Below are 15,547 nucleotides of genomic sequence, written 5' to 3' on the forward strand. Positions count from 1 at the left end.
ACGTGCAAAGGCGTGTTGTCCGTAGTCTGTTCGTGTGACTGCCGTATTGCTAGCCGAAGACGACGAGGCCATTGCTGCACCCCTTTCCCGCGCCTTGGGGCGTGAAGGGTATTCGGTGACGGTCGAACCGACCGGACCCGCTGCGTTGCAGCAGGCGCTCGAAGGTGATTTCGACCTGTTGATTCTCGATCTCGGCCTTCCGGGCATGGACGGCCTCGAGGTCTGCCGACAGATTCGTGCGCATCGCACCTCGCTCGCCGTGCTGATGTTGACCGCCAGGACCGACGAAGTCGACTTCGTGGTCGGGTTGGACGCGGGCGCCGACGACTACGTCAGCAAGCCGTTTCGTCTCGCCGAGTTGATGGCACGTGTGCGAGCACTCCTGCGTCGCCACGGTGGCCGCGAGGACACGATCGTCGAGGTCGGTGGCATCAGGCTCGAGCCCGCGGCACGACGCGTACTCGTCAACGGCTCCGAAATCGCCTTGGCCAACAAGGAATACGAGCTTCTGCGGGTCCTCCTCGAGCGCGCCGGGGAAGTGGTCTCGCGCGATACGATCCTTCGTGAGGTGTGGGGCGACGTCGAGCTTCGTGGATCGAAGACGCTCGACATGCACATGTCGTGGCTGCGCCGCAAGATCGGCGACGAGGGCCCCGCCGTGGAACGCAGGATTGCCACCGTCCGCGGTGTCGGTTTCCGAATCAACACCGACTAACTTCTCGAGAATCAGGAACTGCCGGCATGCGGCGTCGCATATTGCAGTCGATTCTCGCTGTCGTGATCATGACGGCGTTGCTCCTGGGGGTTCCGCTGATCTACACGGCGTGGCTCTGGGTGGAGGACGTGACGCGAAGTGATCTCCGGGTGCGCCTCGACCGGATGGCCGCTGAGGTCATCGCGCAAGAGGGGACGAACGGACTCGTCGAAGGTGCGTTGAACACCGATTCGCTCAAGGTTCTCACCCCGAACGACGGGCGCCTCGTCGTCGTGTATCCGACCGTCGTCGACGGCGCCGCACGCGTCGACGTCGGTGAGGCGACGGTCAAGAACGCACTCGTCGAATCGCTCGCGATGGGAACGTCCGGCTCGTTGCGTCTCGAGGTGCCGTCGGAGAACCTGCGCACCCAGCAGAAGCAGGCGGTGATGGCTGTCGGCGTGCTCGTGCTTCTGTCCATCACGGCAGGCACCGTGGTTGCTGTGGTCACTGCGCGTCGGCTTGCCGATCCGCTGCAGGATGTGGCCGACCGGGCGGCGCGCCTCGCCGAAGGCGACTTCCGGCCGGATCCTCGTCGGCACGACATCCCCGAACTCGACCGCGTGTCCGACGTCCTCGATGCGGCAACCGTGGAGATTTCGGTGCGGCTGCAACGAGAGCGCGCGCTGGTTGCGGATGTCTCGCATCAACTGCGCAGTCGACTGACTGCAGTGCGGCTGCGCCTGGACGAGTTGTCCGTTCACGAAGATCCTGACGTCGTGAACGAGGCCGAGGAAGCCATGGCGCAAGTGGACAGGCTCACCGACGGAATCGACGACCTGATTCGCTCGTCGCGCACCAGTGGGTCATCGGCGAGTCTGGTGTCGGTAGTCGGCGAGCTGGAACAGGTGACTCGCGACTGGCAGGCTCAGTTCGACGGAGAGGGACGCAGGCTGCGCCTACGCGGCGATCGCACGGTGATGGCTGCGACCACAGGTTCGCGTCTGCGTGAAGCTGTTTCCGTTCTGGTCGACAATTCGTTCGAACACGGTGAAGGCACGTGCACGGTGTCGGTGCGATTGATCGACGGTACGGGTCGCAGTTCGTCTCGCCGTGACTCGATGGTGTGCGTCGAGGTCACCGACGAAGGCTCCGGTGTGGAGAACGATCTGGCGCCGCACATCTTCGACAGAGGATTTTCGGGGGCGGGGTCCACCGGCGTCGGGTTGGCGCTCGCACGTGCACTGATCGAAGCCGACGGGGGCCGACTGGAACTGCAGAGGCGTAAGCCTGCCTTGTTCGCCGTCTTCCTGCCGGTGGCCAACACGGCGCCGACCGCGGACGTCGTTCCGCGCCGCGAACCGCGCTGACCGAAAGGCCGGCGCAGACGGAAAACTCAGGAGTGCCCGAGCTCCTCTTCGGCGTCAGGAATTACCGGCTCAGGCGCTGTGGTTTCGGATAACGCTGTGGTTTCGGGCAACCCTGTGGTGTCGGACAGTTCGAGCGGTTCCGGATTCTCGTCGGGAAACACGAACTTGCGGAAGGCCCAGAATCGGAACGCCATCTGCAGCAGGTTGCCGATGACATATGCACTGATGAAGTCGGCGATGTTCTCCGTCGCCAGGCTGACTTCGGGTACGCGCAGGTTGAAGACGTAACTGGAGATGTACAGCGGGATGAAGCTGATGACGACACCGATGGCGCTGATGATGAAGAACAGCGCAGCTTCGTGCGCTGGTTCACGGCCACCACGGTTCTTGAACGACCACTCGCGGTTGAGAATGTACGACGCGATCACCGCGACGACGCCGGCGATGATCTTGGCCGTGATCGGCTTGGATTCGAGGATCGACAGCTTGAGTGTGTAGAAGATGCCCGAGTCGATGAGGAAGGTCGTTCCGCCGACGATCGCGAATTTGATCAGCTCGCTGTGACGCAGAGCGATGTCACGAAACGGTTGGGGTATGCGGGCAATGACCCCGTCGACAAATGGCACAACAGATGAGTTTACGAAACGAAACCGCGTTACCACCAATTTGCCGCGGATTCATCAGCAGAATCACAGATTGGGAACGCTGAATGAACGGGCGAACGCGGCACATGACAACATAGAGAGCCGTGACCGGCAACAACGATCCCGCGCAGATCCCCGCCCGCCCGACCACCCCTCGACCGGCAAAAGCATCCATGCCCGTCGTCACCATGATCGGTGGCGGACAGTTGGCCAGGATGACTCACCAGGCGGCGGTGGCCCTGGGCCAGACGCTCCGAGTGCTCTCCGGGACTTCGGACGAGCCGGCAGCTCAGGTCAGCCCCGACGTCGTGCTCGGCAGCCACACCGACCTCGATGCTCTCCGCCGTGCAGCGGTCGGTTCCAATGCACTGACCTTCGACCACGAGCACGTGCCGACCGAGCACCTCGAGGTTCTTGTTGCCGAAGGCGTGAACGTTCAGCCGCCGCCGCAGGCTCTGATCTTCGCTCAGGACAAACTGCTCATGCGTCGCAAACTTGCCGAACTGGGCGCACCCGTACCCGCGTACGCCGAAGTGACGTGGGCGGAAGACGTCGTGCGTTTCGGCTCCGAACACGGTTGGCCGCTCGTCATCAAGGCAACACGCGGAGGCTACGACGGCCGCGGCGTCTGGATCACCGACGATCAGGACGAAGCAGAAGCCATCGTCACCGAGCAGCTGAACAAGGGTGTTCCGCTGATCGTCGAGGAAATGGTCTCGATGCGTCGGGAACTGTCCGCCATGGTCGCGCGGTCGCCGTTCGGCCAGGGCGCTACGTGGCCGGTCGTAGAGACCGTTCAGCGCAACGGCCAGTGCGCCGTCGTGATCGCACCTGCTCCCGCCCTTTCGAGTGCCGTTGCAGAGGAAGCCGAACAATTGGCGTTGCGCATCGCGTCCGAGCTCGGTGTTGTCGGCTCGATGGCCGTCGAACTCTTCGAGACGACTGACGGCACTCTCGTGGTCAACGAGCTGGCCATGCGCCCGCACAACTCCGGTCACTGGACGATGGACGGCGCACGCACCTCTCAGTTCGAACAGCATCTGCGTGCAGTTCTCGACTACCCGCTCGGCGACACCTCGCCGATCGCGCCGGTCACGGTGATGGCAAACGTTCTCGGTGCGCCGGAAGCGCCCGAGATGACGATGGACGAGCGCGTCCATCACCTGTTCGCGCGGATGCCTGACGCGAAGATCCACCTGTACGGCAAGGGTGAGCGCAAGGATCGCAAGATCGGACACGTCAACATCGTGGGCGGCGCCGGATCCATCGACGATCCGAATTACGTTGCCGCAGTTCGGGAACGCGCCGAGCGCGCAGCACATTGGCTTTCGTACGCAGTTTGGACCGACGGATGGGATGTACACGGTGAGTGAGAGCGCGCAGGTCGGCCTGATCATGGGCAGCGATTCGGATTGGCCGACCATGGAAGCTGCAGCCGAAGCTTTGGCCGAGTTCGGAATCCGCTTCGAGGTCGGTGTCGTCTCGGCGCACCGCACGCCTCAGCGGATGCTCGACTACGCCAAGGAAGCTTCCGGCCGCGGAATCAAGGTCATCATCGCCGGTGCCGGTGGCGCCGCGCATCTTCCGGGCATGGTTGCCTCGGCCACGCCGTTGCCCGTCATCGGTGTTCCGGTGCCGCTCAAGTACCTCGACGGTATGGATTCGCTGCTTTCGATCGTCCAGATGCCGGCCGGCGTCCCGGTGGCGACGGTCTCGATCGGTGGCGCTCGCAACGCCGGTCTGCTGGCTGCTCGGATTCTCGGTGCTTCGGATCCCGCACTGCAGCAGCGGATGGTGGCGTTCCAGGAGAGCCTCGAGTCGATGGTGCTCGACAAGGACAAGGCGCTCCGCGAAAAACTGCTGGGCTGATCTTCTCGTGTGTGCACGACGCGGGCTGCCGCTGATCCGAGCGAGTCGGGGCAGCGCGCAGTCCGCATTCGTCACCCGCGTCGCCCTGTTCTACGCCGGGATTCTCCGCGCGGACATCCGCTTCGACGACGAGTCCGGGATCTTCGTCGCTTCCGGGCTGCGCAGCGGGTTCGCCAGAGGGGGAACAACTCTCGGTGGTGTGTATCTCACGCGGCGAAACACGACGCGATCCGTCCTTCGCCACGAGGCAGTCCACGCGGACCAATGGGCCAGGTACGGAATCATATACGGGTTGTTGTACCTCCGTGAGGAACTGCGTCACAGGGGGCCGCGGAACCGATTCGAAATCGAGGCCGGTCTCGAAGACGGCGGTTACCGCGCCTGAGTTGAAGTTGCCGAAGCTGAGTAAAAGCTACTGTTGGCTGCATGGCTCGTTTTCCGACTAGTGAGCGCTTCGTCCGTTGGAGCGCGGATCATGCTCGCGGTGTGGACATCTGCATTGCGACGGTTGCCGCACTGTTCAGCGTTGTCGTGGCGGTCGAGGCGAGTCCGCTGGCGGTGTTCATCTCGCTGGGTATGACCGTTCCGTTGGTTTGGCGACGCTCGCGCCCCGAACTCTCCGGCATGGTGATCGCAGGATTCGCGGTTCTACACGTGATCTTCATCGGCAACACACTGCTCGCATCGGCCGTTGTCGTACCCATCTCCCTGTACGCGCTGGCCGCCTATGGTGCTCGGTGGAGTTCACTCACCGGCCTGGTGCTTGCGTTGCTCGGCTCGATTGCCGGGACTGTTCGATACTTCGGCTACGACGGAATCCCGGTGTCCTCGCAGGTCATGCAGTCCGTGGCTGTCATGATCTTCATGCTCGCGGTCTGGGCGTTCGGTGATTTGCGTCGAGTTCGCACCAAACAATTGGAAGGTCTGACCGAGCGCGCACGGTTGCTCGAACTCGAGCGTGCGCAGGAAGCGGAAATCGCGACGATCAGCGAACGCTCGCGGATTGCGCGCGAGATGCACGACATCGTCGCGCATTCGTTGACCGTTGTCATCGCTCAGGCCGACGGTGGACGCTACAGCGCGGCCAAGGATCCTCAGGCTGCAATTCAGGCACTCGAAACAATTGCCTCCACCGGCCGCCAAGCGTTGACCGACATGCGATCGCTGCTGTCCGTCCTGCGTGAGGACACGCCCCGTGATTTCTCGGTGATCCCGGGCGCCGGCGACATCGACAGTCTCTTCCACGAGTTACGCAGCAGCGGACTCGACATCGCCGTCAGCGTGACCGGGGAACCACGCGAACTCTCTGCGGGTGCGGGGTTGACTGCGTATCGCATCGTGCAGGAATCGCTGACGAACGTTCTCAAACATGCGGGGCCTGGAGCACAGGCGAGCGTCGAGATGACATGGGCTGAAACCGAACTCGTTCTCGGTATCACCGACGACGGACGAGGCGGCAGCGCCGCGCTGGTCGAATCGTCACCAGGCGGACAGGGACTGATCGGAATGGCCGAGCGAGCCAAGCTGCACGGAGGCAAAGTGACCGCCGGACCGAAATCAGGCGGCGGATACAGCGTCCGGGCCGTCTTGCCGTACGAACGAACGTCTGGGTAGGTCTTGAAACGTCCGAAGGTCTTAAGGTGAGTGGCATGGACGAACACGTGGCTCCGATCGCAGTGGCACTGATCGACGATCAGCAGCTGGTCCGCGCAGGTTTTCGAATGGTCATCGACTCACAGCCGGATCTGTCGGTGGTTGTCGAGGCTTCGGACGGTCAGCAGGCGCTGACCGAGTTGGCCGCCCGTCATGTCGACGTCGTTCTGATGGATGTCCAGATGCCGAAGATGGACGGCATCGAGGCGACTCGTCGGCTCCTGGCCGACCCCGATGCGCCGAAGGTCGTGGTGCTCACCACCTTCGACAACGACGAGTACGTGATGTCGGCTATCCGGGCGGGCGCCAGTGGTTTCCTGCTCAAGGACGTGCCACCGGAGCAGTTGCTCGACGCCATCCGCACCGTGCACCGCGGGGACGCGGTGATCGAAGCCCGGGCCACTCGGCGACTGCTTCAGCACGTCGGGCCACTCCTGGAAGGCTCGGCGCCCGAAGCGCAGTTGCCCGAAGAGTTGACGCCGCGCGAGGTCGAGGTGCTCGAAGCCATGGCGTACGGGCTGTCGAATTCGGAGATCGCTGCGAAATTCCACGTCTCCGAGACGACAGTGAAAACCCATGTCGGACGGGTTCTTTCGAAGACTCATTCTCGTGATCGTGTACAGGCAGTCGTCTTCGCCTTCCAGATCGGACTTGTCCGGCGCGCAGATCTCCTCGGCACCGAGGGCTGACACGCCGCCCTGTCCAGTCCTACCCCGGGATGACACCGGGCTCTCCAAGATCGCCCCGCACTCCGACGCGGAGAAAACTTGCGCTGCAATAACGTCGATTCCGTCATAGCGAGAAGCTTTACGGAGGGCAAAAAATGCATGCGCACACCACGACGGAACCAGCCGCAGTGCCGGCGATCACTGCCCGCGGTGTCACCAAGGTGTACGGCACCGGTGAGACCACGGTTCACGCGCTCGGCGGAGTCGACGTGGACTTCGGTCGCGAGCGGTTCACCGCGATCATGGGCCCGTCCGGCTCCGGAAAGTCGACGCTCATGCACTGCCTGGCCGGACTCGACACGGTCTCGGGTGGGCAGGTTTTCCTGGGCGACACCGAAGTCACGAAACTCGGCGACACGGAGCTCACCGAACTGCGACGCGAGCGGATCGGATTCGTCTTCCAAGCGTTCAACCTGCTACCGGTGCTCACTGCTCGGGAGAACATGCTGCTGCCGATGAAGCTGGCAGGTAGTGAACCCTCGTCCGAGTGGATGGACGAGGTGATCGGAAAGCTGGGCCTGTCGCAGCGCCTCGACCACCTGCCGCACGAGTTGTCCGGCGGTCAGCAGCAACGTGTAGCTGTCGCCCGTGCATTACTGCCCCAGCCCGACGTGATCTTTGCCGACGAGCCTACCGGCAACCTGGATTCCCGTTCCGGGACAGAGGTTCTGGGACTCTTGCGCACCAGTGTCCGGGAGACCGGTCAGACGGTCGTGATGGTGACACACGATCCGGTGGCGGCGTCGTACGCGGATCGAGTCGTGTTGATCGCGGACGGGCGTATAGCCGGAGAGATCGACCATCCCACCGTCGACTCGGTGATCGGTGCCATGCGAGCTCTCGGTGCCGACGACCTGGCCGATGTTCCTGCAGTTTCGGGTGCACTGCGATGAGAGGTCTGGCTTTTGCGCAGGCGCGGGCACATGCCGGGCGCTATGTGGCGTCGATACTCGCGGTGGTGATCGCCGTCGGATACATCGTCGCGACTTTGACCTTGAGCTCGACGGTCGACGCGAGTGTGAGCAAATCACTTGCGACGCAATACGAAACCACAGATGTCGTCGCGTCCGGTCCAGGCGTGACAGAAGCACAGCTGAGCGCGGTTCCGGGCGTCTCGGCGGTGGCCGACGACGTGTCGACGTATGTTCGTGTCGACTCCGAGGCAAAGGGCGCGTCCTACGGGGATGCGCTCTCGATTGCCGACAATCCCGAATTGCGTTGGGAGAAGGTGTCGGAGGGATCGATTCCGGCCGGTCTGGGGCAGGTGTTGGTGAGCGCGGACTCCGGGATACCGATCGGTGCCCGAATCACAGTCACGGCACGGGATTCGACGGTCGGTGCCGCCGCACCCACCGCGGAGGTAGTGGGACTGGTCGACCTCTCCGGTTCGGCGCAACGACTGGGCGGGATCAAGATATTCACCACCGCCGAGCAGGTGAGCGCGTGGGCCGGTGACAGTGCCGAACGTGAGTTCCGTGTCGCCGGTGACGGTTCACGCTCTCAGCAAGAACTCGTGGATTCGATCTCGAGCGCGTTGCCCGCGGACTCCACCGTGCTGACCGGCGACGAAGCCACAGACAACGCCGCAGCCGAATACATGGGCGGCACCAAGATCCTCAGCACGGTGTTGCTCGCCTTCGGCGCCATCGCCGTTGTTGTTGCCGCGCTGGTGATCGCCAATACATTTGCCGTGCTGCTCGCGGCGCGCACTCAGGAACTTGCGTTGCTGCGATGCGTCGGCGCCACGGCCAAACAGGTTCGCCGGAGCATTCGCAGTGAAGCCGCGGCGGTCGGCGTGATCGCCTCGGTGATCGGCGTCGGACTGGGTGTCGGACTTGCCTGGGCAATCGGTCGCGTAGCAACGGCCGCAGATGTGCCGGTTCCTCTTTCGTCACTGAGCGTCACCCCGGTGACCGTGCTCGTCGGTCTTGCCGTCGGCATCGTGATGACGATGCTCGCTGCATCTGCGCCCGGGCGGGCGGCAACGAGGCTCTCCCCGCTGGCAGCACTGCAGCCGATGGAGTCCAAGCCCGAGAGCGTTCAGGTATCGGTGGTGCGCCGGGTTCTCGGCGTCGTGATCCTGCTCGCGGGCATCGCGATGACCGTCCTGGGAGTGACGAATCAGCAGGTGCCGGCCGCAACCGCCGGTGGATTGTTCTCGTTCCTGGGGATCGCGGCACTGTCCGGTCGAATCGTGCCTGCACTGATCAATGCGGCCGGCGGAGTGTTGGCGAGACTGATCGGTCCGGTGGGAAGCCTGGCAGCAGGCAACGCCGGTCGGAACCCACGCCGCACGTCGGCGACGGCCACCGCATTGTTGATCGGTGTGGCCTTGACGAGCACGCTCGTCGTGGGAATCGCGACGGTCAAGGAAGCCGCACCCGCGGCGATGGACAGTCAATTCCCCGTCGACGTCATGGTGAGCAGTTCCGGTTCGGCACCGCTTCCCGCAGGGTTGGGCACAGACATCGCCGCGGTCAACGGTGTCGGCGCGGTGAGCGGTCTGGACAAGGCCGAACTGACGATCGACGGGCGCGGTTCGTTGGCCGGATTCGGCGTCGACGCTGCTCGGGTGAAAGATGTTCTGCGTACCGAGATCTCGGTACCCGCGGCCGGTCAGTTGGTGCTCTCGCCCGCTGACCTGACCGAATACAAGCTCTCGGCGGGCGATACGGCGACGGTGCGTGGGGATCGCGGCGTCGTGAACGTCAGCGTGGTCGAGGGCGTGAAAGGTCAACCAGCACTACTGGATCGAGGCGATCTCGGTGCAGCGGCCACCGCGCCGACCACCGATTCGTACTGGGTAAGGCTGGGGACGGATACTGACGAACAGGCTTTGGCCGCCACCGACCGCATCACGGAACTGGCACGCCAGGAAGCGCCGGGCAGCGATGTTCAGGGCATGACCGAGATGCGTTCAGCTCTCGATTCGATCCTCGACACCATGCTCATGGTGGTTGCCGGATTGCTGTCGGTAGCGGTGTTGATCGCTTTGATCGGCGTCGGAAACACCATGGCACTGTCCGTTCTCGAACGGCGCCGCGAATCCGGACTGCTTCGCGCACTCGGACTGACCAAGAAGGGAATTCGAGCCATGTTGATCTGGGAAGCACTGCTGGTGGCAGGAGTCGCATCGGTGATCGGAGTGCTGTTCGGGATGGTGTTCGGTGTAGCCGGTACCGCATCGGTTTTCGGGATCGAGGACGTCGCCCTCAGCGCAGTGCCGTGGGTGCAGTTGGTAGCCATCGTGTTGATCGGCGGAATCTGCGGTGTGATCGCGTCACTGCTCCCCGCTAGGCGGGCGGGGCTGGTGTCACCGGTGACAGCTCTCGCGAGCTAGCGTTCAGAACTGTTTCGTGACCTTCTCGGTGCCCACTCGGCGCGCGGTAGCTTCCGCGTCCGGGTGGGCCACCTGCACGAGTGAGGCGCCCGCGGCGAGAACTGCCAGAAGCCCGTCGATCAATTCGTCTGCCGTGTCCCACGTGCGACTGGAGAGGACACGATCCGTCGACACCAATTCGACGTTCTTCGCCGATGCCCGTGCCGCGTCGATCGTGTCCGCTACGGACCGGCCTTCGAGCGCCGAACCGGCTCCGGCGCTACGGAACTGGTCGCCGTGCACACGGATGGAGGTTGCGTAGTCGGCGACGCCGAGCGGAAGATCGCTCAAACCTTTGCCGAACGCGTCGAGTGAGAGTGCGGCTACCTCCGGTACGTCCGCAACATCGTCCAGTCGGTCGGCAGTGACAAAAGCCAGTTCGGCGGCGGCGTCGGGGGAGAGGACCACCTCACCGCCTGCCCACCACACACCCAGCAAGACGGCGACGCTCTGCCAGTGCGCGGGAAGCAGCACGGCAACTTTGCTGCCGGGCTCGAGGGCGAACTCGTCGCGGACCATATTCGCTGTCTTTGCCGCCCAGTTGGCCAGAGTGCTCGCAGACAATTCGATGCGCTCGCCGGTGGCGTCGTCGTAGTAGGTCACGCGAGGGCCGGCCGGGTCGGCAGCCAGGATCGGTCCGAGGAGGGCGTCGGTCAGGTTGTCTACAGGCGAAGGCACGTCGTCAGCTTACGCAGCCGTTCAGTTCACACCGCTTTCAGTTCACACAGTTTTTCAGTTCACACAGCGCGGGCCGTTGGAGGCCGCGTCGATCGGCGGGCCGGGAGGGGCGGGAGTGGGGCTGGTCTCGGTGGTGCTCGACGATTCAGTCGTGCTTGTCGCTCCTTCGGACGGGGATACCGCGTCCGCGGACTGCGGGCCGCTGTAGTCCTCGGCAATGACAACCCGAACCTTGCCCGAGGACAATGACGAATCCGCCTTGACCGTAAGACCGCCGAGTGCCTCGGCGACCGCGAGTGCTGCGTCGTCGTCCGCGGACTTTGCGAACACCGTCGATTCGGTGACGTCGGAGCCGGTGTTGTTGCCGACCTGACCCTGCTTGTACCCGAGGGCACTCAACGCTTCGGAAACCCCGCTGGCCAACCCTGCGATGTCACTGGCGTTTGCGACGTCGACCGTGATCGAGGACGCATTCACCGTGGTCGGTGCTTCGGAGGTCTCCTCCGAGTCCTCGCTGTCGGCGCCGACCAATCCCGCGATGTACTTCTTGACGGCCTTGGGATCGACCTTGACGATGGACTCGCCGTAATCGGTCATGCCGTTGATGTCGAGAACGGGAATTGTCTCGAATTGCACCTTGCCGCCGGCCAGATTCTGCAACTGCTTGGCGAACTCGATGATGTCCCAGTCGTCGTCGATCACGACGGAACGCTGGACAGCCGAGGTCAGCTGACTGAGCTTGCCGGGGTCACTGAGGGTTTTTGCGCTGAGTACCTTGCTGACGAGAGAAGCCATGAACACCTGCTGGCGAACGATCCGGTCCAGGTCGCCGCGAGGAAGGTCGTGTCGTTGTCGCACGAAGCTCAGCGCGTCGGCGCCGTCGAGTGTCTGTTTCCCGGCCGCGAAATTGGCTCCGGACATCGGTTCGTCTACCGGCGCGTTGAGGCACACGTCGACTCCGCCCACTGCGTTGGTCAGCAGGACGAATCCGAGTAGTCCGACTTCGGCGTAGTGATCGACGGTGATGCCGGTCAGATTCGCCACCGCTCCGATGAGCGCGGTCCGGCCGGCTTCCGTCGACTTCTTGTCTGCGTCGCTGTCGGACGACCCGTTGTTGACCAACTTCAGCCGTTCGGTTTCCTTGGTGGCACCGAACGCGGCGTTGATCTTCGACATACCGATACCCGGGACGTTGACGTACGCGTCGCGGGGAATCGAGATCGCGGTCGCGGAACTCCCGTCGTTGGGGACGCGGATCAAGATGATGGTGTCGGTATTGGACGCAACTTCCTCACCTGCGCGCAACGAGTCGAGCTCGCTTTGTGAGAGCGGGTTGCCGTGCGCGTCCGTTCGACTGTCCGTTCCCACCATCAGAATGTCGATGGCGCCGTCCTTGCCGCCACCGAGGCCGAGTCCGCTGGCAGTGGCAAGGCTGTTTCTCAACGAGTCCACACCCCGCCATGCGAACCCGGTGACCAGCAGTACGAGCACGGACAGCACCGCGACCGCTATGCGAGCCGGGCTCGTCTTGGTCCGAATCGGCGCAGGTCGTGGACGCGCGCGGCGCTGCGGTTGCTGGTGGGACACCCCTTCAGGTTACTGGTCCGATGCTCGGCCGCGGGTACCTCGACGCGGCGTGCCAGACTCAACCGTGTGACGAATATCCTGCTCACCGGCGCCCGAGGGCAGCTCGGAACACGTATCGATGCTCTCGCAACGTCGGCGGGTCACACTGTGACGGCCGTCGGTTCCCGCGAGCTCGACATCACCGACAGCCGCGCGGTCGACGACTTCGTCTCGCCTGATTCGGTGCTGATCAACTGCGCTGCGTACACGGCCGTCGATGCTGCCGAGACCGACCAGGAGGCGGCGAGGGCGGTCAACGAGATCGGACCGCGGAATCTCGCGCAAGCCTGTGCGCGGGTGGGTTCGCGGTTGATCCACGTTTCGACGGACTACGTCTTTCCGGGCGATGCAAGCTCGCCATACGACGTCGATGCACCGACCGGTCCCGCGACGGTCTACGGCCGAACCAAACTGGACGGCGAGATCGCTGTTCGAGAGTCGGGGGCTGACGCGGCCGTTGTCCGTACCGCGTGGGTGTATTCCGGTGTCGGCACGGATTTTGTCGCCACGATGAGAAGGCTCGAAGCCGAACGCGAATTCGTGAACGTCGTGGACGACCAGATCGGGTCACCCACGTACAGCGTCGATCTGGCCGGCGGCATCGTCGAACTCGCGCTGCTGGACTTCACGGGTGCGTCGACATTCCACGTGACGAACGGCGGGCAAGCAAGTTGGTACGAGTTGGCGCGAGCTGTTTTCGAGGAGATCGGAGCAGACCCTGCTCGGGTGCGCCCGTGCAGTAGTGCGGAGTTCGTACGCCCTGCCCCGCGCCCGGCATATTCGGTCTTGTCCGAGCGCGCGTGGGTTACCGCGGGAATGACGCCGCTGCGTCCGTGGCGAGAGGCTCTGCACGCCGCTCTGGCGTGAGCATTGTTCGGGACAGTGGCCGCGGACGGCTAGGCTGACCGGCGTGAGTCCCAAGCTGGCCGTGGTAACGGTGACCTACTCGCCAGGCGAGCATCTCGAGAATTTCTTGAGCACGCTCGCTGTGGCGACGACAGAAAAACCCCAGGTCATCATGGCCGACAATGGGTCGACCGATGGTGCCCCCGAGGCCGCCGATGCCAAGTACGAGCATGTCCGTCTGCTTCGAACCGGCGGAAACATCGGGTACGGGGGAGCGATAAATCGGGCTGTAGCGGAGATCGATTCGTCGATCGAATTCGTCGTGATTTCCAACCCGGACGTCCAATGGGCACCCGGTTCACTCGACGAATTGGTGGCTGCGGCAAATCGGTGGCCAAGGGCCGGTGCACTGGGGCCGAAGGTCCTCGAACCGGACGGCAGTGTCTATCCGTCGGCGCGAACGGTGCCCGACATCACCTCGGGCGTCGGGCACGCGTTGCTCGGTACCGTATGGCCGAAGAACCCGTGGACTGCTCGTTACCGTCAGGAGAACGAGGCCGTCACCGAGCGTGCAGTGGGGTGGCTTTCCGGGTCGTGCCTGCTGGTGCGACGCGACGCCTTCGACACCATCTCAGGTTTCGACTCTCGTTACTTCATGTACATGGAGGACGTGGACTTCGGTGACCGCCTCGGAAAAGCCGGGTGGCTCAACGTATTCGTCCCCTCGGCCGTCGTCACCCATGCCAAAGGCCATGCGGCAGGACGTCATCCGGAACTGATGTTGCCTGCCCATCATCGCAGTGCGTACCAGTTCCAGGCTGATCGCCATCCGCACTGGTGGCAGGCTCCGCTACGACTTGCCTTGCGCGGTGGCCTCGCGGTGCGATCCAAGATCGCCGTAGCTTCTGCAGTTCGCGAGCGCGCTCGCACCGACAACTCGACCGACAACCCATCAGTTTCGAACCACGGGGGAAAATGATGTCCGATCCGAATCCGACCGACGCCGTAATCCTGGTAGGCGGCAAAGGCACTCGGCTGCGTCCGCTGACGCTGTCGGCACCCAAGCCGATGCTTCCGACCGCCGGCCTGCCGTTCCTGACGCACCTGCTCGCCCGCATCGAGGCAGCCGGAATCAAGCACGTCGTGCTCGGAACGTCCTTCAAGGCAGAGGTATTCGAGGACTACTTCGGCGACGGCTCCAAGATGGGCCTCGAGATCGACTACGTCTTCGAGACCGAACCGCTGGGCACCGGTGGCGGAATCCGCAACGTTCTGCCGAAGTTGCGCGGTGACAACGTCATGGTGTTCAACGGCGACGTGCTCGGTGGCACCGATCTGAACGGCATTCTCGAGACCCACGAGAAGACGGACGCCGACGTGACCCTGCATCTGGTTCGTGTGGGAGACCCGCGAGCATTCGGTTGTGTTCCGACCGACGAGGACGGACGAGTCTCGGCATTCCTGGAGAAGACTCAGGATCCGCCGACGGATCAGATCAACGCCGGCTGCTACGTCTTCAAGCGCGAGATCATCGAACAGATCCCCGAAGGACGACCGGTATCGGTCGAGCGCGAGGTGTTCCCGAATCTCCTGGCCGAGGGCAAGCGGGTGTTCGGCCACGTCGACTCGTCGTACTGGCGTGACATGGGAACCCCCGAGGACTTCGTTCGCGGTTCCGCCGACCTGGTGCGAGGTATCGCACCTTCGCCGGCTCTCGAAGGTCCGCGCGGCGAGTCGCTGGTTCACCCCGGAGCCGGAATCGCGCCGGGCGCTGTTCTGATCGGCGGCACGGTTGTCGGTCGAGGCGCAGAAGTTGGTGCAGGCGCTCGCCTCGACGGTGCAATTCTCTTCGACGGCGCCGTTGTGGAAGCCGGGGCGGTGGTCGAACGATCGATCCTCGGATTCGGCGTCCGTATCGGACCCCGAGCGCTGGTCCGCGACGCTGTCATCGGAGACGGCGCGGACATCGGTGCGCGGTGTGAATTGTTGCGCGGCGCACGCGTGTGGCCGGGGGTGACGCTGCCGGACGGTGGCGTGCGCTTCAGCACAGATGTGTGATC

At 63.8% G+C, this 15,547-nt stretch carries 15 protein-coding genes; 12 read left to right on the forward strand and 3 right to left on the reverse strand.

Features of this window, described 5'->3' with window-relative positions; translation table 11 throughout:
- The first annotated feature begins 34 nt into the window (after positions 1 to 34).
- Together A0W34_RS10610 and A0W34_RS10615 are read left to right on the forward strand one after the other, a co-directional pair.
- The gene (locus A0W34_RS10610) at positions 35 to 715 is read left to right on the forward strand and encodes a response regulator transcription factor (RefSeq protein ID WP_081557654.1); all 681 of its coding nucleotides are present in this window, start codon (positions 35 to 37) and stop codon (positions 713 to 715) included.
- 26 nt (positions 716 to 741) lie between these two features.
- On the forward strand, positions 742 to 2,064 hold the full coding sequence (locus A0W34_RS10615; protein ID WP_003940828.1) for a sensor histidine kinase: 1,323 nt from the start codon (positions 742 to 744) through the stop codon (positions 2,062 to 2,064).
- A gap of 26 nt (positions 2,065 to 2,090) precedes the next feature.
- Here A0W34_RS10615 and A0W34_RS10620 read toward each other — a convergent pair whose 3' ends face one another.
- On the reverse strand, positions 2,091 to 2,690 hold the full coding sequence (locus tag A0W34_RS10620) for a GtrA family protein (RefSeq protein ID WP_081557655.1): 600 nt from the start codon (positions 2,688 to 2,690) through the stop codon (positions 2,091 to 2,093).
- Between the two features lie 191 nt (positions 2,691 to 2,881).
- Between A0W34_RS10620 and A0W34_RS10625 the strand changes: the two genes are divergently transcribed.
- From A0W34_RS10625 to A0W34_RS10655, 7 genes are all read left to right on the forward strand, one after another.
- Positions 2,882 to 4,081, forward strand: coding sequence for a 5-(carboxyamino)imidazole ribonucleotide synthase (locus A0W34_RS10625; RefSeq protein WP_397523929.1), 1,200 nt, complete (start codon positions 2,882 to 2,884; stop codon positions 4,079 to 4,081).
- Positions 4,065 to 4,577 (forward strand): 5-(carboxyamino)imidazole ribonucleotide mutase, encoded by a 513-nt coding sequence (gene purE / locus A0W34_RS10630; RefSeq protein ID WP_039973205.1) that lies wholly within the window; start codon positions 4,065 to 4,067, stop codon positions 4,575 to 4,577. The genes A0W34_RS10625 and purE overlap by 17 nt, the downstream gene beginning before the upstream one ends.
- Before the next feature lie 7 nt (positions 4,578 to 4,584).
- On the forward strand, positions 4,585 to 4,962 hold the full coding sequence (locus tag A0W34_RS10635) for a hypothetical protein (RefSeq protein ID WP_081557657.1): 378 nt from the start codon (positions 4,585 to 4,587) through the stop codon (positions 4,960 to 4,962).
- A gap of 41 nt (positions 4,963 to 5,003) precedes the next feature.
- Positions 5,004 to 6,191 carry a sensor histidine kinase gene (locus A0W34_RS10640; RefSeq protein ID WP_081557658.1) on the forward strand — a complete coding sequence of 396 codons (1,188 nt, stop codon included), beginning with the start codon at positions 5,004 to 5,006 and terminating at the stop codon, positions 6,189 to 6,191.
- A gap of 35 nt (positions 6,192 to 6,226) precedes the next feature.
- Positions 6,227 to 6,919 carry a response regulator gene (locus A0W34_RS10645; protein WP_003940960.1) on the forward strand — a complete coding sequence of 231 codons (693 nt, stop codon included), beginning with the start codon at positions 6,227 to 6,229 and terminating at the stop codon, positions 6,917 to 6,919.
- A 134-nt stretch (positions 6,920 to 7,053) separates the two neighbouring features.
- Positions 7,054 to 7,851, forward strand: coding sequence for an ABC transporter ATP-binding protein (locus tag A0W34_RS10650; RefSeq protein ID WP_007731166.1), 798 nt, complete (start codon positions 7,054 to 7,056; stop codon positions 7,849 to 7,851).
- Positions 7,848 to 10,298, forward strand: coding sequence for an ABC transporter permease (locus tag A0W34_RS10655; protein ID WP_081557659.1), 2,451 nt, complete (start codon positions 7,848 to 7,850; stop codon positions 10,296 to 10,298). The genes A0W34_RS10650 and A0W34_RS10655 overlap by 4 nt, the downstream gene beginning before the upstream one ends.
- Positions 10,299 to 10,301: 3 nt before the next feature.
- Here the strand turns inward: A0W34_RS10655 and A0W34_RS10660 are convergent, their stop codons facing one another.
- Both A0W34_RS10660 and A0W34_RS10665 read right to left on the reverse strand, forming a co-directional pair.
- On the reverse strand, positions 10,302 to 11,015 hold the full coding sequence (locus tag A0W34_RS10660) for a TIGR03089 family protein (RefSeq protein ID WP_081557660.1): 714 nt from the start codon (positions 11,013 to 11,015) through the stop codon (positions 10,302 to 10,304).
- Between the two features lie 54 nt (positions 11,016 to 11,069).
- On the reverse strand, positions 11,070 to 12,602 hold the full coding sequence (locus A0W34_RS10665) for an LCP family protein (protein ID WP_269616166.1): 1,533 nt from the start codon (positions 12,600 to 12,602) through the stop codon (positions 11,070 to 11,072).
- Between the two features lie 66 nt (positions 12,603 to 12,668).
- Between A0W34_RS10665 and rfbD the strand changes: the two genes are divergently transcribed.
- Genes rfbD through A0W34_RS10680 form a run of 3 tightly spaced genes read left to right on the forward strand, consistent with a single transcriptional unit; the run spans position 12,669 to position 15,545 of the window.
- The gene (rfbD, locus tag A0W34_RS10670) at positions 12,669 to 13,508 is read left to right on the forward strand and encodes a dTDP-4-dehydrorhamnose reductase (RefSeq protein WP_042450118.1); all 840 of its coding nucleotides are present in this window, start codon (positions 12,669 to 12,671) and stop codon (positions 13,506 to 13,508) included.
- Between the two features lie 43 nt (positions 13,509 to 13,551).
- Positions 13,552 to 14,466 (forward strand): glycosyltransferase family 2 protein, encoded by a 915-nt coding sequence (locus A0W34_RS10675; RefSeq protein WP_003940999.1) that lies wholly within the window; start codon positions 13,552 to 13,554, stop codon positions 14,464 to 14,466.
- Positions 14,463 to 15,545, forward strand: coding sequence for a sugar phosphate nucleotidyltransferase (locus A0W34_RS10680; RefSeq protein ID WP_037125580.1), 1,083 nt, complete (start codon positions 14,463 to 14,465; stop codon positions 15,543 to 15,545). Before A0W34_RS10675 ends, A0W34_RS10680 begins: the two co-directional genes overlap by 4 nt.
- Positions 15,546 to 15,547 lie beyond the last annotated feature (2 nt).

Origin of the sequence: Rhodococcus sp. BH4 (assembly GCF_002079265.1) — a bacterium.
Lineage (GTDB): Bacteria > Actinomycetota > Actinomycetes > Mycobacteriales > Mycobacteriaceae > Rhodococcus_F > Rhodococcus_F qingshengii.